Source organism: Kitasatospora sp. NPDC028055 (genome assembly GCF_040637885.1).
Taxonomy (GTDB): domain Bacteria; phylum Actinomycetota; class Actinomycetes; order Streptomycetales; family Streptomycetaceae; genus Kitasatospora.
On record NZ_JBEZXE010000026.1, the window covers coordinates 53,429 to 72,355 of the forward strand.

Genomic DNA, 18,927 nt, shown 5'->3' on the forward strand with positions numbered 1-18,927 from the left:
CGCGCCACCCGCCTCCGCCCCAAGTCCGGGCATTCGACGTCAAACCGCCCGCGCTGCCGCCGGTTTGACGTCGAATCGTTTTGGCCTGATCCGATTCTGTGTTTCGCTGGCCGCTCCATGCCTGTCGAACACCGACCGAACGGTCCGGGAGCCGGGGGACACACCATGGCCGAACACGGCGAGCGCACCGAAGACACCGAGTACACCGAACACGCCGGGCCGGCCGGTCCCGCCGAACCGCCCGGGCAGCCGCCCCGGCCCGGCCGGGCGGCCGCCCGCAGGGGAGGCGGCGGCGGTCGCTCCGCGCTGGTGATCGCGGGCCGGGTGGTGGCCTGCACGGTGGGCTTCGCGGTGTTCGCGGCCAGCGGGGTGGTCTGGTACGAGTACACGTCCCTCACCGACGGGATGACCGTCTCCAAGGCCCTGGACGAGACCAAGAAGGACGCCCCCAAGCACCTCGACAACTCGATCAACCTGCTGCTGATCGGCCTGGACAGCCGCAAGGCCATGGACGGTTCGGACCTCGACCCGGCGATCGTCGAGAACGACCTGCACGCCGGCCACGACTCCGAGATCGGCGGCTACAACACCAACTCGCTGATCCTGCTGCACATACCGGCCGGCGGCGGCAAGGTGCAGGCGGTGTCGATCCCGCGCGACGACTACGTCATGACGTACAAGGGCGACGGCACCAAGCTGGGCATGGCCAAGATCAAGCAGGCCTACGGCAACGCCAAGGACCAGTTCGACAACAGCCCGAAGGCCAAGGGCCTCAAGGGCCCCGAGCTGGAGAAGGCCGGCCGGGACGTCGGCCGGGCGGCCACCATCCGCACCGTCCAGACCTTCCTGGACCAGCCCGTCGACCACGTCGCCGAGGTCAACCTCAAGGGCTTCTTCGACATCGCCAAGGCCCTCCAGCCGATCGAGGTCTGCCTGACCCACCCGGTGGACGACCCGATCATCGCCCGGACGGCCACCAAGGCCGGCGGCGGCACCGGCCTCAAGCTCCCCGCCGGACACAGCAGGCTCGACGCCGCCCAGGCGCTCTCCTTCGTCCGCCAGCGGCACAACCTGGACGACGGCCACGGCAACGCCGACGACTTCGCCCGCACCCACCGCCAGCAGGCCTTCATCTCCTACGTCGTCCACAACCTCAAGCAGAAGGGCATCATCGGCGACCTCGGCAAGATGCGGGAGCTGATGGGCGTGGTGCAGGAGGACCTGGTCATCGACAACCAGTGGAACGTCCTGGACTTCGCCCAGCAGGCCCCCAACCTGACCGGAGGCAACGCCGAGTTCCGCACCCTCCCGGTGGCCGAGCTCAAGCAGGTCAACGGCGAGGACGTCAACGGCGTCAACCCCGCCCAGATCCAGAAGATCGTCAAGCAGCTCTTCGGCTACGCGGATGCCGCCCCCGGCCCCGCCCCGGCCGATCCGACCCCCGGGGCCACCGCCACCACTCCGGCCCCCGCCCAGTCGACCGCGAGTGCGGCGCCGACGGCCGCCAAGGCCGTCACCGTGGATGTGCTGAACGCCTCCTCCGCCGCCGGGGTGTCCTCCGCCAACGAGGCCAAGGTGCTGGTCGGGATGGGCTTCAAGGAGGGCCGGACCGGCCCGGCCGGCACCAGGCCGAAGACCACCACGGTCGGTTACGGCAAGGGCGCCAAGGAGGCCGCCGACCAGATCGCCGCCCGCTACGGCGTCACCGCCACCGAGTCCGCCTCGGCCGGCCCGGACAAGGTGGTCGTCACCCTCGGTACCGGGTTCACCGGCGTCGCCTCCGACCGCCCCACCGGTGCCCCGACCGACCCCGGCACCAACGTGGCCCAGCAGGGCCCGATGGTCGACGCCCAGGCCGACGGCGGCATTCCCTGCGTGTTCTGACCCGGCTCCCGGCCCCCTTCCGGCGCCCGTCCCGGCCCCGGTCCAGCCCCTCCAGGGCCGGCGCCGCGGTCCGCCGGAATCAGCCCTTTTCGGATGGTCTGTGACGGGATCGTCCCGTGGCCGCCGGGGTGGGTGGTGCACCGGGGGTCGGTGATCACCTTCGATCTCCATATGATCGGAAGCCACGATGGTCGGTCTGTACTGACCTTCGTACGTACAACCAGGGAGCGGTTCGGGTCGTCTCCCTGGGTGCGGTGCGCCAGATCGTCCGGGGCGTCGCTTCCGTCGGTGAAAGGTACGCGCATGGCAGGTCGCAGGGGCGAGAGCCCGGCTCGGGGCGAGGACGCGCCCGGGGCACTCCCGGCGGACGGTGCGGCGGGCGGCGTGCCCGGACCGCGCTCCGGCGGCCGGGCCGAGGCCCGCCGCGCCGCCCAGGGCAAGGGCGGCGGCCGGGCGGACAGCGGCTCCGGAGGCTCCGGCACCCCCGGCGGCGGCACCGGCGGACGGGCGGCGGCGCGGCGCGGCGCCAAGCCCAAGAAGAACGTGAAGAAGATCGTCGCCTGGTCCGCGGCCGGCGTGCTGGTGCTGATCGCGGGCGCCGGCGGCGCGATCTACTACAAGCTGAACGCCAACATCAAGTCCTTCGACGCCGACGCGATAGCCACCGACCGCCCGCCCGAGGCCAAGGCCGACGCGGACGGCAACAAGCCGGTGAACGTGCTGCTGATCGGCTCCGACAGCCGCGGCAAGAACAACGCCGACCTCGGCGGCGGCGAGGACGGCGGCGCCCGCTCGGACACCACGATCCTGCTGCACGTCTACGCCGACCACAAGCACGCCGTGGGCATCTCGATCCCGCGCAACACGATCGTGCCGATCCCGTCCTGCAAGCTCCCCAACGGCAAGTGGACCAAGGGCGGCAACGACCTGTTCAACGCCGCCTTCTCGGTCGGCGGCAGCGACGACGGCAACCCGGCCTGCACCCAGAACACGGTGGAGAAGGTCACCGGCATCCGGGTCGACCACACCATCGTGGTCGACTTCAACGGCTTCTCCGCGATGACCAAGGCCGTCAACGGCGTGGACGTCTGCCTGCCGAAGCCGATCTACGAGGGGGACATCAACCCCAACCTGCACAAGAAGGGCAACCTCGTCCTCCCGCAGGGCAAGCAGACCGTCCAGGGGCAGCAGGCGCTCGACTACGTCCGCCTGCGGCACGGCATCGGCGACGGCTCCGACATCGGCCGGATGAAGCGCCAGCAGGCCTTCATGAGCTCGCTCGCCAGCAAGATGAAGAAGGACGGGCTCAGCCCCACCAACCTGCTGCCGCTGGCCGACGCGGCCACCAAGTCGCTGACCGTCGACCCGGGGCTGGACTCCGCGGACAAGCTGCTCTCCTTCGGCCTGTCGTTGAAGAACATCGACATGCACGACCTCAAGTTCGTGACGGCGCCCTGGCGCTACCGCACCCAGGACGCCAACATCGACCTGGTCCAGCCGGACGCCAACAAGCTCTGGGAGACCCTCAAGGCCGACCAGACCATCGACGGCCAGAACGCCACCGGCCAGCAGCCGGACGCCGCCGCCAGCCCGAGCGCCGCCCCCCAGCCGACCACCCCCAGCACGCCCGCCGCGGCGGCCGCGGACGCCTCCAACGCCTCGGTCAAGGTCGCGGTCTACAACGGCACGCTGGTCAACGGCCTGGCCGGCAAGGCGACCGACCTGCTCAAGGGCGCCAAGTACACGGCCAGCACCGCGGGCCAGGCGGCGAACACCAAGTACCGGACGACCACCATCGAGTACAGCTCCAGCCAGAAGGCGAACGCAGAGAAGCTCGCCGCGCTGTTCCCGGGCGCCAGCCTGGAGCCCGGCAGCTCGCGCGGCATCTCGTTGATCGTCGGCCAGGACTTCGCCGCGGCCAACGGCATGGGGGCCGGCGCGTCCAGCGCGCCCGCCACCGCCGGTGCCCAGACGCCCGCGCAGCCGCTGCCCACCACCGTCACCAACGACGCCCGCTCGGCGGACGACGACATCTGCGCCAACACCACCTACGGCAGCGGCGGCTGATCCCGCCCGCCGGACGACCGACCGCACGACCCCCGGAGCGCGTGGCTCCGGGGGTCGTGCCATGGTGGCGGTAGCGGGGGACCCACCGGCCACGGCACCGAAAGGGCGGACCCCATGCCCGAGATCGCCATGCAGTTCGACATCGCCGCGTCCCGGGACGCCGTCCTCGCCGCGCTCAACACCCACGACGGCCTGACCGGCTGGTGGACCACCGGGGTGGACCGCGAGGGCGAGGTGCTGCTGCTCGACTTCCCCGGGGTCCCCGAGCCGTTCCGGCTGCGCCGCGAGCGGGCCGACCGGGACCGGGTGCTGTGGGCCAACGCCGGGGCCTTCCCGCCGCACTGGGCCGGCACCTGGATCAGCTGGGAGCTCTCCGACCAGCCCGACGCCCCCGGCCGCACCCGGCTGCTGTTCCGGCACGGCGGCTGGCAGCCGGGCAGCGAGGAGGGCGTCCCGATGGTGGCCGGCACCTGGGCCGAACTGCTGGTCCGGCTCAAGGACTACGCGCAGAGCGGCAAGGCGCAGCCGCTCTTCGTCACCGCCCTGCGCCACGACGAGGAGTGACCGCCCGGCCACGGCCCGGGCACCGGTCGCCCACCACCCCGCCACTGTCCCGCCACCGCCCCGCCACCGGTCGCCCACCAGGGCGCCGTCCGGTGGCGGGAAGCCGGTGCCGGCCCGAGGGTGGGCGGTGTACCGCCGTCGTACCGCCGTTGTACGGGCCGTCCGCCCGCCCGTCCGACGACCCAGCCGCCCACCACCGCCTCCGGGAGGCCCCGCGATGCCCCTAGTGACCGATCCGTACCAGCCAGGCACCCCGTGCTGGATCGACCTGATGGCGAGCGACCAGCAGGCCGCGCTCACCTTCTACCGCGACCTGTTCGGCTGGCAGGGCGAGCTCGGCCCGGCCGAGTTCGGCGGTTACTCCGTGTGCACCCTCAACGACCGCCCGGTCGCCGGGATCATGCAGCAGTCCGCGCCCGAGGGCGAGCCGCTGCCGCCGGTCGGCTGGACCACCTACCTGGCCTCGGACGACGTCGAGGCGGCCGGTGCCGCCATCACCGGGGCCGGCGGCACGATGGTCTACTCGCCGATGGACGTCGGCACGATGGGCCGGATGCTGGTCGCCGCCGACCCGGTCGGCGCGAGGTTCGGGGTCTGGCAGGCGATGGACTTCATCGGTGCGGGCGTCGTCAACGAGCCCGGCGCGCTGCTCTGGAACGAGCTGAACACCGCCGACACCGAGGCGGCCGGCCGCTTCTACCGGTCGGCCCTCGGACTGCGCCCGGCCACCGTCCAGGGCATGGACGGCTACTACTCGCTGAACGTCGGTGACCGCACGGTGGGCGGCATGCAGGCGATCCCCGGGTACCTGGAGCCCAGCACCCCCTCGCACTGGATGACGTACTTCTCGGTGGACGACACCGACTCCACGGTGGACGCCCTGGTCAAGGCCGGCGGTTCGGTGCTCCAGCCGCCGTTCGACATGCAGTCCGGCCGGATGGCCGTGGTCAGGGACCCGCAGGGCGCGCTGTTCGTCGTCGTCCAGCTGCCCGAGGCGCAGCTGCCGGACTCGCCGTAACCGTCGCCCCTGGACGCGGCGGGCGACCGGATGCCGCCCTTCCGGCGACGCGCCGCCGGGAATGGGCGGCATCCCCCGCGTTCCCGGGGCAGACTGCACCCATGCTGGGGCTACCGGACGACATCCGTGCTTTCCTCTTCGACCTCGACGGGGTGCTCACCCGGACCGCAACCGTGCACGCCGCGGCCTGGAAGGACACCTTCGACGCCTTCCTGCGCGCCGAAGCCGCCCGCACCGGCGGGCCGTTCGTCCCCTTCGACGCCGTCACCGACTACGACACCTACGTGGACGGCCGCCCGCGCCTGGACGGCACCCGGGCCTTCCTGCGGAGCCGGGGAATCGACCTGCCGGAGGGCACCGAGGACGACCCGCCGAACACCCGCACCCTGCAGGGCGTCAGCCGGGCCAAGAACGACACCGTGCTGCGGCTGATCCGCGAGCAGGGCGTCGCCCCGTACGAGGGCTCGGTCGCGTACGTGCACCGGCTGCGCGAGCTGGGACTGCCCCGCGCGGTGGTCTCCTCCAGCGCCAACTGCCGGGACGTGCTGCGCTCGGCGGGCATCCTGGACCTGTTCGACGTGATCGTGGACGGCGTGGTCGCCAAGCAGCGGGCCCTGCCCGGCAAGCCCGCCCCGGACACCTACCTGTACGCGGCCCGCGAGCTGGGCGTCGAGCCCGCGCACGCCGCCGTCTTCGAGGACGCGCTGGCCGGGGTCGCCTCCGGCCGGGCCGGCGGCTTCGGCGCGGTGGTCGGCGTCAACCGCACCGGGCAGGCCGCCGAACTGCGCCGCGACGGCGCCACCGTGGTCGTCGACGACCTCGCCGAACTGCTGTCGGAGGACGAGGGGGAGCAGGCATGAGCCCGGCGGACAACTTCACCATCGATCCCTGGCAGATCACCGAACACGGCCTGGAACCGGCCTCCTTGGCCCGCGCCGAGTCCGTCTTCGCGCTCTCCAACGGCCACATCGGCCTGCGCGCCAACCTGGACGAGGGCGAGCCGCACGGCCTGCCCGGCACCTACCTCAACGGCGTCTTCGAACTGCGCCCGCTGCCCTACGGCGAGGGCGGCTACGGCTATCCGGAGTCCAGCCAGAGCGTCATCAACATCACCAACGGCAAGATCATCCGACTGCTGGTGGACGACGAGCCCTTCGACCTGCGCTACGGCGAACTGGTCAGCCACACCCGGTGGTTGGACTTCCGCGAGGGCGTGCTGCACCGGGAGTGCGAATGGACCTCCCCGGCCGGGCGGACCATCCGGGTGCGCTCCTCCCGGCTGGTCTCGCTGACCCAACGGGCCATCGCCGCCGTGGAGTACACCGTCGAGGCGGTGGACGGGCCGGTGCGGATCGTGCTCCAGTCCGAACTGGTCGCCAACGAGCAGCTGCCCGGCGGTCCCGAGGGCGACCCGCGGGCCTCCGCCGTGCTGGAGGCGCCGCTGCAGGCCGAGGCGCACCACGCGAGCGGCACCAAGGCCGTGCTGGTGCACCGCACCCGGTTCAGCGGCATCCGGGTCGCCGCCGGGATGGACCACGTGATCGAGGGCCCGGAGCGGCTGGACACCGTCGCCGAGGCCGAGGCCGACCACTGCCGGATCAGCGTCACCACCGTGCTGGCGCCCGGACAGCGGCTGCGGCTGGTCAAGTTCATGTCCTACGGCTGGTCCGGCACCCGCTCGCTGCCCGCCGTCCGGGACCAGGTCGAGGCCGCGCTGAACGCCGCCCGGTACACCGGCTGGGACGGCCTGGTCGCCGAACAGGCCGACTACCTCATGGAGTTCTGGGAGACCAGCGACATCGAGATCGAGGGCGACGTCGAACTCCAGCAGGCCGTCCGGTTCGCCGTCTTCCACGTCCTCCAGGCCGGTGCCCGCAGCGAGGAACGCGCCATCCCCGCCAAGGGGTTGACCGGCCCGGGCTACGACGGGCACAGCTTCTGGGACACCGAGACCTTCGTCCTGCCGGTGCTCACCTACTGCCTGCCCGGCGCCGTCAACCAGGCGCTGCGCTGGCGGCACACCACGCTCCCGCTGGCCCGCGAACGCGCCGCCCAACTCGGCCTGGCCGGTGCGGTGTTCCCCTGGCGGACGATCCGCGGCGAGGAGTGCTCCGGGTACTGGCCGGCCGGCACCGCGGCCTTCCACATCGGCGCCGACATCGCCGCCGCCGTCGCCCGGTACGTCCGGGCCACCGGGGACGCGGAGTTCGAGCGCGAGTACGGCCTCGAACTCCTGGTGGAGACCGCCCGGATGTGGCGCTCGCTCGGCCACCACGACAGCGCCGGCCGGTTCCGGATCGAGGGCGTCACCGGCCCCGACGAGTACAGCGCCGTCGCCGACAACAACGTCTACACCAACCTGATGGCGCAGACGAACCTGCGCGCCGCCGCCGAGGCCGCCGTCCGCCACCCGCGCGAGGCCGACGCGCTCGGCGTGGACACCGAGGAGACCGCCGCCTGGCGCGACGCCGCCGCCGCGATGTACGTCCCGTACGACGCGGACCTCGGCGTCCACCCCCAGGCCGACGGCTTCACCCACCACCAGGTCTGGGACTTCGAGGGCACCCCGCCGGAGAAGTACCCGCTGCTGCTGCACTACCCGTACTTCGACCTGTACCGCAAGCAGGTGGTCAAGCAGGCCGACCTGGTGCTCGCCATGCAGACCCGCGGCGACGCCTTCACCGACGAGCAGAAGGCCCGCAACTTCGCCTACTACGAGCGGCTCACCGTCCGGGACTCCTCGCTCTCCGCCTGTACCCAGGCCGTGATCGCCGCCGAGGTCGGGCAGCTCGACCTCGCCTACGACTACACCGCCGAAGCCGCCCTGATGGACCTCCACGACCTCGGCGGCAACACCCGCGACGGCCTGCACATGGCCTCGCTCGCCGGGGCCTGCATCGCCCTGGTGGCCGGCTTCGGCGGGCTGCGCGACCACGGCGAGACGCTGGACTTCCGGCCCCGGCTGCCCTCCGGGCTGATGCGGCTGAGCTTCTCGCTGCTGGTCCGCGGCCACCTGCTCGGCGTCCGGATCACCCACGAGGGCACCACCTACACCCTGCGCCGCGGCGAGGTGATCCACCTGCGGCACGACGGCGAGACGGTCCAGGTCAAGGCCGGCTCCCCGGTCACCGTGCCCACCACCGTCCCGCCCGCCCAGGAGCGCTGCGTCCAGCCGCCGGGCCGCGAGCCGGCCCGCCGCCAGCCCCAGGCGGGCCTGGTGACCGGCAAGCTCGGCCAGCAGGACCACCTGGCGGCGGAGTAGCCGCGCCGCTCGCTCGCCTGTTCGGGCCCGCTCCGGATGCGGGGCGGGCCCCCACCCCGGAGGGTGGGCACGTCCGGTGACAACCGGCGCCCGGCCGACGCCCGGCGCCCGGCGAAGGGGTGCGCCCGTGGCGACCGTGGCCGAACAGATGGTCGAGGTGCTCCGGCAGGCCGGGGTGGAGCGGGTCTACGGCGTGGTCGGGGACAGCCTCAACCCGGTGGTCGACGCGATCCGCCGGGCGGACGGCATCGGCTGGGTGCACGTGCGCAACGAGGAGGCCGGCGCCTTCGCGGCCGCCGCCGAGGCCGAGCTCAGCGGCCGGCTCGCGGTCTGCGCCGGCTCCTGCGGCCCCGGCAACACCCACCTCGTCCAGGGCCTGTACGACGCCCAGCGCAGCGGCCTGCCGGTGCTCGCGCTGGCCTCGCACATCCCCTCCGAGCAGATCGGCACCGGCTTCTTCCAGGAGACCCACCCCGAGCGGGTGTTCACCGACTGCAGCAACTGGTGCGAGATGCTCTCCACCCCCGCCCAGCTGCCCCGGCTGCTGCGGGTCGGCATCCAGCACGCGCTGGGTTCGCACGGCGTCTCGGTGCTCGCCTTCCCCGGGGACGTCGCCGCGCTGCCCGCCGCCGGGCCGACCGGCAGCAGCCACTTCCTCACCGAGCAGGCGGTGGCCGCGCCGCCCTGGTCCCAGGTGCAGGAGCTGGCCCGGCTGCTGAACGAGGCCCGCCGGGTCGCCCTGTTCTGCGGTGCCGGGGTGCGCGGGGCGCACGCCGAGGTGATGGCGGTCGCGGAGGCGCTGCACGCGCCGGTCGGGCACTCGCTGCGCGGCAAGGAGTGGATCCAGTACGACAACCCGTACGACGTCGGGATGAGCGGCCTGCTCGGCTACGGCGCCTGCCACGAGGCGCTGCACTCCGCCGACCTGCTGCTGCTGCTCGGCACCGACTTCCCGTACGACTCCTTCCTGCCGCAGGCGCACACCGTCCAGGTCGACCACGACGCGACCAGGCTGGGCCGGCGCACCGCCCTGGAGCTGGCCGTGCACGGGGACGTCGCGGCCACCCTGCGGGCCGTCCTGCCGCTGCTGGAGGCGAAGTCGGACCGCTCCTTCCTGGACGGCCTGCTGCGCAAGCACTGCAAGTCGCTGGAGGACGTGATCGGCGCCTACACCCGGGACATCGAGAAGCACCTGCCGATCCACCCGGAGTACGTCGCCGCGGTGCTGGACGACGTCGCCGCCGAGGACGCGGTGTTCACCGTGGACACCGGCATGAACAACGTCTGGGCCGCCCGCTACCTCCAGCCGAACGGCAGCCGCCGGGTGATCGGCTCCTTCCTGCACGGCTCGATGGCGAACGCCCTCCCGCACGCGATCGGCGCCCAACTCGCCTGCCCCGGGCGGCAGGTGATCGCGATGGCGGGCGACGGCGGGATCGGCATGCTGCTCGGCGAACTGCTCACGGTGGCCAAGCACCGGCTGCCGGTGAAGACGGTGGTCTTCAACAACGGCGCGCTCGGCATGATCAAGCTGGAGATGCTGGTCTCCGGCTACCCGGAGTACGAGATCGACAACGGGGACGTGGACTACGCGGGCATCGCCCGGGCGATGGGCATCCCGGCCAAGCGGGTCACCGAGCCGGCCAGGGTCCGGGAGGTGCTGGCGGAGGCGCTGGAGCGGCCCGGGCCGGCCCTGGTGGACGTGGTCACCGACCCCAACGCGCTGTCCATCCCGCCGCGGATCACCGCCGCCCAGGTCAAGGGCTTCGCGCTGGCGGCCGGGCGGACGGTGCTGTCCGGCGGGGTCGGGCGGATGGTCGACCTGGCGCGCAGCAACCTGCGGAACATCCCCCGGCCGTGAGCCCCTCGTACCAGCGGTAGCGGTTTGCCCCTGAGGCAAATTTCTTGCCGCTGCGGCAGGGCGGGTGTCCACTGGTTCACATGACCAGCAGCACCACCGGTGCCACCGGCACTCCCGCCGACGACGGCCGGATCGACGACCAGGAGGTCGCCGGCCTCGCCGCCCGCCTCCGCGAGCACCGGCTCAGCAGCCGGCTCACCCTGGAGGTCGCCGCGGGCCGGATCGGCCTCTCCCCAGCCTATCTGTCCCGGTTGGAGACCGGTCGCCGGCAGCCCTCGCTGCCCGTCCTGCTCGGCCTGGCCCGCGCCTACGGCACCTCGGTCTCCGGGCTGCTCGGCGAGGCCCTGGTCGAACCGGACCCGGTGGTCCGCGGCGGCGCCATCGAGCCCGGCCGGGCCGGCGGCTGGGGCTACCGTCGGGCCGGCGCCCCCGGCCGCGCCATGCAGGCCCTGCGGGTGCACGTCCCGCCGGGCGTCCAGGACGCGGTGGTCCGGGTCCACCCCGGCGAGGAGTGGCTGTACGTCCTGCGCGGGGAGCTGCGGGTCACCCTCGGCGACCGCGTCCACCACCTCGCCCCCGGCGACTCCGCCCACTACGACTCGCTGACCCCGCACTGCATCGCCGCCGAATCCGGCACCGGCGTCGAACTGCTCTTCGTCCACACCCTGCTGCAGAGCCCCGGCGGCGAACTCTGCCTCGGCGGCGGCCCCGCCGCGAGCCACTGACCCGCCGTCGGACCACCTCGGAGGAGATCACCATGGCCGATCCCACCACCGCTGCCAACAGCGCCACTGCCACCAGCACCGCGGCCCCCGACACCGCCGCCGGCCCGAAGACCATCGACGCCGGCAAGTGGGCGAACAAGCGGGTCTACCACCGCCTGGTGATCTACACCGTGGGCTGCCACCTCTTCGCCGGGTTCATCATCCTGCTGTTCGAACTGGGCACCCGCAACAAGTAGTCAGGCGTCGCGGAGCACCCGGCAGAGGGCCTCCAGGGCCGCCGGGAAGGCGTGCTCCGGCGGGGACGCGTAACCGATCACCAGCGCGGGCCCGGCCTCCTCCTCCGCCCCCGGCGCCCCCGGCGTCGCCGGGTCGGCGCGGTGCGATGCGAGGCCGCTGAGGGCCAGCCCGGCGGCCTCGGCGCGGGCCAGCAGTTCCGCCTCCGGCGTTGCACCGGGCGGGAGTTGCAGGACGGCGTGCAGTCCGGCCGCGATGCCGGTGACCTCGACCCGCGGGGCGTGCTCGGCGAGCGCGGCGACCAGCCGGTCCCGTCGGCGCCGGTAGTGCAGCCGGCAGCGCCGTACGTGCCGGTCGTACGTCCCCGAGGTGATCAGCTCGGCCAGGGTCAGCTGGTCCAGCACCGGGGACATCATGTCCGCCAGCGCCTTCAACCGGGCGACCGGTTCCACCAGCGCGTCCGGCAGGGCCAGCCAGGCCAGCCGCAGGCCCGGGGCCAGGCTCTTGGCGGCGGTGCCCGCGTACACCACCCGTTCCGGGTCGAGCGCCTGCATCGCGCCGAGCGGCTGCCGGTCGTAGCGGAACTCGCCGTCGTAGTCGTCCTCGATCACGTACCGGTCCTGCTCGCGCGCCCACCGCACCGCGGCCGCCCGCCGGTCGGCGGACAGCGGCGCGCCGGTCGGGTACTGGTGGGCCGGGGTGAGCAGGACGGCGGCGGGGCCGGCGTCCAGCCGGTCGACCAGCGCACCCTCGCAGTCCAGCGGCAGCGGGACGGTCGCCAGCCCGGCGGCCCGCACCACGGCGTGCTGCGGCGGCAGCCCGTACGCCTCCACCGCGAGCGACCGGGCCCCGCGCTCCTTCAACGCCGCGCACAGCAGGCCCAGGCCCTGCTGGAAGCCGCCGCAGACGAGCAGGTGGTCCGGGTCGGTGCGGACCCCGCGGACCCGGGCCAGGTAGTCGGTCAGCGCCTCGCGCAGTTCGATCCGGCCCAGCGGGCTGCCGTAGCCGAACGCGTCGTGCGGCGCGGTGGCGAGGGCCCGGCGGGCGGCTGCCAGCCAGGCGGTGCGGGGGAACAGCGAGAGGTCGGGCCGCCCGGACATCAGGTCGTGCCGGACGCTCCGCGGCCGCCCCCCGGCCGGTGCGGACCGCGCGCCCCGCACCGGCACGGCCCGCCGCGCGACGGTGGTCCCCGACCCCTGCCGCGAGCTGAGCCACCCCTCGGCGGCGAGCTGCCCGTACGCCTCGACCACCGTGTTGCGGGCGATCCCGAGGTCCTCCCCGAGCGCCCGCGAGGACGGCAGGCGCGTTCCGGGCGCCAGCCGTCCGTCCTGCACCGCCTCGCGCAGCGCGTCCTCCAGCGCCGCCCGCAGGCCGGCACCGGCAGCGCGCCGCTCGGTGAGGTCCAGGTGCAGATCGCCGCCGAAGGAGGTCCAGGAGCCGTTCACGGGCCCCATTCTGACCTGTCGCGACGGGTGCCGATGTGCTCGAAGCGGTGGCCGCCCTCCTTCGGGTTCGGCAGAATCGGGTGGGGTCGTCGGGGTTGGTGGGACCAGTGGGATGGTCGGGACGGTCGGTTCCCGTCAGCGATCCGACGGATTCCGAGGCGAGGATGTGACAGATGGGCGAGGAAGACTCCGAAGCGGAGCTGCTGGCCGCACGGTTCGAGGCGGAGCGCACCCAACTGCGCTCCGTGGCCTACCGGATGCTGGGGTCGGTCGCCGAGGCGGAGGACGCCGTCCAGGAGGCGTGGCTCAAGCTGAGCCGCAGTGACGCGGGCGAGCTGCGCAACCTCGGGGCCTGGCTGACCACGGTGGTCGGCCGGATCTGCCTGGACCAGCTGCGTTTCCGGGTCTCCCGGCGGGAGGATCCGCTGCCCGAGCAGGAGGGGCGGGTGCGGCTGCCGGACCCGGTGGTGACCGGGTCGGCGGCGCTGGACCCGGTGCACGGGATCCTGGTCGCGGACTCGGTGGGGATCGCGCTGATGGTGGTGCTGGAGACGCTCTCCCCGGCGGAGCGGTTGGCCTTCGTGCTGCACGACATGTTCGACGTGCCCTTCGACGGGATCGCCGAGGTGCTCGGCCGGACCGCCGCCTCGACCCGCCAACTGGCCAGCCGCGCCCGCCGCCGGGTGCAGGGCGCCACCCCGGCCGGCGACACCGACGAAGGGCTCAAGCGGGCGGTGGTGGAGGCCTTCCTGGCCGCCGCCCGGGGCGGCGACTTCGACGCCCTGCTCGCGGTGCTGGACCCGGAGGTGGTGGCCCGGTCCGACGGCGGCACGCTGGTGCCGAGCGCGCTGCGCCGGGGCGCGGCCGAGGTCGCCGCCCAGGCGATCGCCTTCGCCCGGTTCGCCGCCGACGGACACCTGGTGCTGGTCAACGGCTCGCCCGGAGTGGTGTCCTTCGCCGAGGGCCGTCCGCTCTCGGTCATGTCCTTCACGATCCACCGCGGCCGGATCACCGGACTGGACATCCTCACCGACCCGGCCCGGCTGGGCGCCCTGGGGCTCGGCGCCTGAGTCGCGTCCGGCAACTCCCCCGGGCCGTACGGCAGTTCGCCGGACGGCCCGGGGGTCATCGGGTACGGCCGTCGGTCAGCCCAGGCTGCTGGTCAGCCCAGACCGTCGATCAGCCCAGGCCGCCGGTCAGCCGAGGCCGCCGGTCGCGCGGAGGTTCTGCCCGGTGATCCAGCGGGCGTCCGGCCCGGCCAGGAAGGCGACCACGTCGGCGATGTCCTCGGGCTGTCCGAGCCGGCGCAGCGGGGTCATCCCCGCGACCCGGTCGAGCGCCTCGGGCGGGTTGGTGGCGCGCAGCAGGTCGGTGTCGGTGGCGCCCGGGGAGACGGTGTTGACGGTGATGCCGCGCGGGCCGAGCTCGGCCGCGGCGACGGCGGTGAGCTGCTCGACGGCGCCCTTGCTGGCGGCGTACGCGGCGATGCCGGGGACGGGGCGGGCGGTGTTCACGCTGGAGATGTTGACGATCCGTCCGCCGTCGCGCATCCGGCGGGCCGCGTAGCGGACGGTGGCGAACACGGCACGGGTGTTGACGGCCAGCACGGCGTCGAAGGCCGTGTCGTCGAGGTCCGCCAGCGGGGTGGGGGTGAAGGAGCGCGCGGCGTTGTTCACCAGGATGTCCAGCCCGCCGAGCCGCTCCTCGGCCGCGGCCATCAGCCGCTCGGCGGCGCCCGGCTCGCCGAGGTCGGCCGGTACGGCCCAGGCGCGTCCGCCGCCCGCCGCGACCGCGTCGACCACCGCCTCGGCGGCCGCCCGGTCGGTGGCGTAGCCGAGGACGACGTCCGCGCCCTCGCGCGCCAGCCGCTCGACGATCGCCCGTCCGATGCCCCGCGAGCCGCCGGTGACGACCGCCGCCCTGCCCTCGGCCACCCCGCGCACCTGTCCTGCCACCGTTCCTCCACCGTGAAGTCGCTTGTCCTGCCGGTGACATGGTCGCCGAGGCGGCCGTTCGGCGCGCGGGTTTTCTGCGGGACGGACGGGACGGGCGGGACAGCACGGGCGGGTGCCGGATCTGCGTAGGGGCCTCAGACCGAGAGGTAGACCGCGCTGCCGAGGCCGGCCAGGAAGCAGTACACCGCGAACGGGGTCAGGCTGCGGGTCTCGAAGTACTTGGTGAGGAAGCGCACCGAGATGTAGCCGGCCACGAAGGCGGCGACGCTGCCGGCCGCGACCGGGCCGAGCACGGAGGAGTTCTCCGGCTTGAACAGCTCGGGCACCTTCAGTGCCGAGGCGGCCAGGATGACCGGGGTGGCGAGCAGGAAGGAGAACCGGGCGGCGTCCTCGTGGTGCAGTCCGCGCAGGATGCCGGCGCTCATGGTGACGCCGGAGCGGCTGATGCCGGGGAACAGCGCGAGGATCTGGGCGGCGCCGATCCAGGCGCCCTGGCCGTAACCGAGCCTGGTCAGCCGGATGTCGGAGGCGATCGCCGGGTCGAGGCCGGGCTCGTCGACGGGGGCGGCGTACCCGGCCCGGCGGCGGCCGCTGCCACCGCGCTTGAGCCGTTCGGCGCCGAGCAGCACCAGGCCGTTGAGGGCGAGGAAGACGGCGGCGGGCAGCGGCTTGCCGAGGGCGTGCCGCAGGGCCTTCTCCAGGACGAGTCCGGCCACGCCGACCGGGATGGTGGAGATGATGAGCAGCCAGGTGAGCTTCTCGTCCCGGGTCTGCACCCGGCGGTACCGGATCGAACTGACCAGGCCGCTGACCACCCGGACCCAGTCCCGCCGGAAGAACACCACCAGGGCGAGCGCGGTGGCGAGGTGCAGGGCGACCAGCGCGGCGAGGTAGGGGGAGCCGTCGGCGGTCATGTCGAGGTCCTGCTGGATCTTCCCGCCGAGCACGGCCGGGAGCAGGATGCTGTGGCCCAGGCTGGAGACCGGGAAGAGTTCCGTCACACCCTGCAGCAGGCCGACGCCTATCGCTTCCGGGTAGGTCAGGGTGGACATCGCGCACCTTCGCTCGGGGTCTGCGGCCGCCCGATCCCGGTGGCCACCGCGAAGCTACTACGGGCATGTAGACGCCTGGCAGGCCCGCTCCCAGAAGTTCATCGAGCGTATGTCCGGGCGTCACCGGGGCCCGTCCCACCCGAACAGCGCGCCGACCACGGTGCCCAGCAGACTGCCGAACGGCACGCTCCGGTGCACGGCGGCGCCGAGCAGCAGACCGGCGGTCGCGGCGAGCGGGACGCCCAGCAGCGGCAGGGCGACGGCCAGCAGGGCGGACAGGCGGGGCGGGCGGCCCATCGGGCGCCTCCTTCTGGGGCGAGGGGTCGACGGAGCCCTACGATGCAGCCTCCCGCAGCGTCAGCTTCAAGTTCTTTTCCGGGACTTGGCGCGGACGATCGTCCGACTCGGACATCGGTCTGACACGGACGTCGGTCTGACACGGACGTCCGTATCGGCCAGGCGTCGGACGATCGGACGGTCGATCAAGACGTACGTCCGACCAGGACGCACGTCCGTCCCGTCAGACCTCCACCCGCCGCCACCCCGACCCGTCGGCGGGCACCGGGGCGGTCGCGAAGTCGTAGCGCAGCAGGTCCGGCCCGAGCGCCAGCAGGGAGATCGAGGAGGAGCCCCAGATCCGCCCGTCGCCGAAGTCCCGGCGCTGGATCAGTGCGGCGTCCTCGTCCGGCGCCAGCCCGTCGCCGGTGATGACCGGCAGCCAGCCGCCCCAGGCCCGTTCGGTCGGGCCGTCGGCGGTGGGGTTCGGCCGGCGTTCGGCGCGGAACCGAGCCCGGAAGTGGTCGGCGCGGGCGGCCATCAGCGAGCGGATCCGCTCGGAGGCGGTGCGGTTGGCGGCCATCCCCTCCAGCCCGTCGTTGAGCACCACGCTGAGCCCGGTGGGCAGTTCGTGCTCGGCGAGCCGGCCGCCGCCCCAACTGGTGACCCGGGCGCCGTCGGGGCGGACCTGGACGAGGTGGAAGGGGTCGTACGGGGTGAGGTCGAGGTGGCCGATCCCGCCCTCGCGGACCGCGGTGAGCGGGAGTTCGCCGCGGCTGAGCCGGCTGTCGGCGGGGGCGAGCGGGCCGAAGCCGTTCAGCAGGCAGGCGGCGGTGCGCCGGGTCGGGTCGACGGCCAGCCAGGTGCCGCCGGCCGCGAGGTCCAGTCCGCCGAGCAGTTCGGGCCGCTGCGGCCAGTGGTGGTCCGGCGGCAGCCAGGCACGGCCGAGGTACTCGTCCCGGACGGAGAGCAGCAGCACCTGTACCGCTGCCTCCGGCTCGATGCTGATGAACGCCGTGCACACGGTCCCGTCCCCCTGGTCCGATCCGCCGGTCCGATCCGCTGGTCCGATCCGCTCCGAAGATGCGAAGATCCACCAGCGATCCTCGCACGCCCGTTCGCGTGCCGGAAGTGGCCCAAGGATCCGGGCGGCAAATGCACCAGTGGCCCGGGCCAGTCGGCCCCTAGGCTGGCGACCGTGACGACGAACGAGACGCACCAGACCGAGACGCACCGGACCGCCGCCGACCCTGTGCCCGCCCCCGAGCTGCGCCTGCAGCTGGGGCGGCTCGCCCCCGAGTTCTACCAGGCCATGATCGCCGTGGACCGGGCCTCCCGGCAGGGCCTGGACCCGGTCCTCGCCGAGCTGGTCAAGGTGCACGCCTCGATGATCAACGGCTGCGCCTTCTGCATCGACATGCACGCCACCGACGCCCGCAAGAACGGCGAGCAGGACCACCGCCTGGTCTCCCTCCCCGCCTGGCGCGAGACCCCCTGGTTCACCGCCCGTGAGCGCGCCGCCCTCGCCCTCACCGAGTCGGTCACCCTGCTCACCCAGGGGCACGTGCCGGACGCCGTGTACGCCGAGGCCGCCGCGCACTTCGAGCAGGCCGAACTGGCCCAGCTGATCGCGCTGATCGCCACCATCAACGCCTGGAACCGGATCGGCGTGTCCACCCGCATGAGCCCGGCCGCGAAGTGAGCGGGGCCGCCATGACCACCCAGCAGGAGAAGGCCCGGCTGCTCCGGGAGCTGCACCGCCCGGGCGAGCCGCTGGTGCTGGCCAACGTGTGGGACGCGGCGAGCGCCCGGCTGGTGGCCGGCGCCGGGGCGCGGGCCTTGGCGACGGCCAGCGCCAGCGTGTCCTGGTCGCTCGGCAGCCCGGACGGCGGCGGCGCCGACCGCGAGCAGGTGCTGGCGCGTACCGCCGAGGTGGTCCGCTCGGTCGACCTGCCGGTCACCGCGGACCTGGAGAGCGGCTACGCGGACACCGCGGCCGGGGTCGGCGCGACCGTCACCGCGCTGCTCGCCACCGGCGCGGTCGGGGTGAACCTGGAGGACGCGGACCACACCCCGGAGCAGGCCGCGGAACGGGTCGCGGCGGCCCGGGCGGCGGCCGACGCGGCCGGCGTCCCGCTGTTCCTGAACGCCCGGACCGACGTCTTCCTGCACGGCCTGGGCGAGCCGGAGGGCCGGCTGGACGAGGCGGTCCGCCGGCTGCGGGCGTACGTCGAGGCGGGCGCGGACGGCGTGTTCGTCCCCGGCGTCACCGACCCGGAGACCGTCGCCGCCCTGGTCGCGGCCGTCCCGGCCCCGCTGAACGTGCTGGCGGCGCCGGGCGCACCCACGGTCGCCGAGCTGGCCAAGCTGGGCGTGGCCCGGATCAGCCTGGGCCCGGGCCTGGCCAAGGTGGCCTACGCGGCGGTGCGCCGGGCGGCCGAAGAGGTGTACGCGAGTGGCACGTACGCCTCCCTGGACGGCGGGCTGACCTACCCGGAGCTCAACGGCCTGTTCACGGGCTGAGCCCCGGCCCGGGCGTCGGACGGGAGCAGGCGACAGGCGGGAGCGGGCGGCGGACCGCACG

Annotated in this window: 17 protein-coding genes; 12 read left to right on the plus strand and 5 right to left on the minus strand. The window is 73.7% G+C overall.

Features of this window, described 5'->3' with window-relative positions; genetic code table 11:
- Positions 1–165 precede the first annotated feature (165 nt).
- From AB0F71_RS24135 to AB0F71_RS24175, 9 genes are all read left to right on the plus strand, one after another.
- Positions 166–1,884: an LCP family protein gene (locus tag AB0F71_RS24135; protein WP_360237897.1), complete on the plus strand. Its 1,719-nt coding sequence runs from the start codon at positions 166–168 to the stop codon at positions 1,882–1,884.
- 303 nt (positions 1,885–2,187) lie between these two features.
- Positions 2,188–3,951 carry an LCP family protein gene (locus AB0F71_RS24140; protein WP_360237899.1) on the plus strand — a complete coding sequence of 588 codons (1,764 nt, stop codon included), beginning with the start codon at positions 2,188–2,190 and terminating at the stop codon, positions 3,949–3,951.
- A 114-nt stretch (positions 3,952–4,065) separates the two neighbouring features.
- Positions 4,066–4,515: an SRPBCC domain-containing protein gene (locus AB0F71_RS24145; protein ID WP_360237901.1), complete on the plus strand. Its 450-nt coding sequence runs from the start codon at positions 4,066–4,068 to the stop codon at positions 4,513–4,515.
- A 217-nt stretch (positions 4,516–4,732) separates the two neighbouring features.
- Positions 4,733–5,533 (plus strand): VOC family protein, encoded by an 801-nt coding sequence (locus AB0F71_RS24150; RefSeq protein WP_360237903.1) that lies wholly within the window; start codon positions 4,733–4,735, stop codon positions 5,531–5,533.
- A 101-nt stretch (positions 5,534–5,634) separates the two neighbouring features.
- On the plus strand, positions 5,635–6,393 hold the full coding sequence (locus tag AB0F71_RS24155; RefSeq protein WP_360237905.1) for a beta-phosphoglucomutase family hydrolase: 759 nt from the start codon (positions 5,635–5,637) through the stop codon (positions 6,391–6,393).
- Positions 6,390–8,795, plus strand: a complete 2,406-nt coding sequence (locus AB0F71_RS24160) for a glycosyl hydrolase family 65 protein (protein WP_360237907.1) — start codon at positions 6,390–6,392, stop codon at positions 8,793–8,795. The genes AB0F71_RS24155 and AB0F71_RS24160 overlap by 4 nt, the downstream gene beginning before the upstream one ends.
- 127 nt (positions 8,796–8,922) lie before the next feature.
- Entirely contained in the window at positions 8,923–10,656 is a 1,734-nt protein-coding gene (locus AB0F71_RS24165) for a pyruvate dehydrogenase (RefSeq protein WP_360237909.1), read from the plus strand.
- A gap of 80 nt (positions 10,657–10,736) precedes the next feature.
- Positions 10,737–11,381 (plus strand): XRE family transcriptional regulator, encoded by a 645-nt coding sequence (locus tag AB0F71_RS24170; RefSeq protein WP_360237911.1) that lies wholly within the window; start codon positions 10,737–10,739, stop codon positions 11,379–11,381.
- 32 nt (positions 11,382–11,413) lie between these two features.
- Positions 11,414–11,617, plus strand: coding sequence for a DUF6126 family protein (locus AB0F71_RS24175; RefSeq protein WP_360237913.1), 204 nt, complete (start codon positions 11,414–11,416; stop codon positions 11,615–11,617).
- Here the strand turns inward: AB0F71_RS24175 and AB0F71_RS24180 are convergent, their stop codons facing one another.
- A complete protein-coding gene (locus tag AB0F71_RS24180) occupies positions 11,618–13,060 on the minus strand; it encodes a PLP-dependent aminotransferase family protein (protein ID WP_360237915.1) in 1,443 nt (480 codons plus the stop codon).
- Positions 13,061–13,233: 173 nt separating this feature from the next.
- Here AB0F71_RS24180 and AB0F71_RS24185 point away from each other — a divergent pair, with 173 nt between their 5' ends.
- Positions 13,234–14,130 carry a sigma-70 family RNA polymerase sigma factor gene (locus AB0F71_RS24185; protein WP_360237917.1) on the plus strand — a complete coding sequence of 299 codons (897 nt, stop codon included), beginning with the start codon at positions 13,234–13,236 and terminating at the stop codon, positions 14,128–14,130.
- A 126-nt stretch (positions 14,131–14,256) separates the two neighbouring features.
- Here the strand turns inward: AB0F71_RS24185 and AB0F71_RS24190 are convergent, their stop codons facing one another.
- From AB0F71_RS24190 to AB0F71_RS24205, 4 genes are all read right to left on the minus strand, one after another.
- Entirely contained in the window at positions 14,257–15,015 is a 759-nt protein-coding gene (locus AB0F71_RS24190) for a glucose 1-dehydrogenase (RefSeq protein ID WP_360237919.1), read from the minus strand.
- A gap of 134 nt (positions 15,016–15,149) precedes the next feature.
- On the minus strand, positions 15,150–16,067 hold the full coding sequence (locus tag AB0F71_RS24195) for an undecaprenyl-diphosphate phosphatase (protein ID WP_360237921.1): 918 nt from the start codon (positions 16,065–16,067) through the stop codon (positions 15,150–15,152).
- A gap of 120 nt (positions 16,068–16,187) precedes the next feature.
- Positions 16,188–16,364, minus strand: a complete 177-nt coding sequence (locus tag AB0F71_RS24200; RefSeq protein WP_360237923.1) for a hypothetical protein — start codon at positions 16,362–16,364, stop codon at positions 16,188–16,190.
- Positions 16,365–16,587: 223 nt separating this feature from the next.
- Positions 16,588–17,367 carry an NRDE family protein gene (locus tag AB0F71_RS24205; RefSeq protein WP_360237925.1) on the minus strand — a complete coding sequence of 260 codons (780 nt, stop codon included), beginning with the start codon at positions 17,365–17,367 and terminating at the stop codon, positions 16,588–16,590.
- 228 nt (positions 17,368–17,595) lie between these two features.
- Between AB0F71_RS24205 and AB0F71_RS24210 the strand changes: the two genes are divergently transcribed.
- The gene (locus tag AB0F71_RS24210; RefSeq protein WP_360237991.1) at positions 17,596–18,045 is read left to right on the plus strand and encodes a carboxymuconolactone decarboxylase family protein; all 450 of its coding nucleotides are present in this window, start codon (positions 17,596–17,598) and stop codon (positions 18,043–18,045) included.
- 11 nt (positions 18,046–18,056) lie between these two features.
- Positions 18,057–18,866: an isocitrate lyase/phosphoenolpyruvate mutase family protein gene (locus AB0F71_RS24215; protein WP_360237927.1), complete on the plus strand. Its 810-nt coding sequence runs from the start codon at positions 18,057–18,059 to the stop codon at positions 18,864–18,866.
- Positions 18,867–18,927 lie beyond the last annotated feature (61 nt).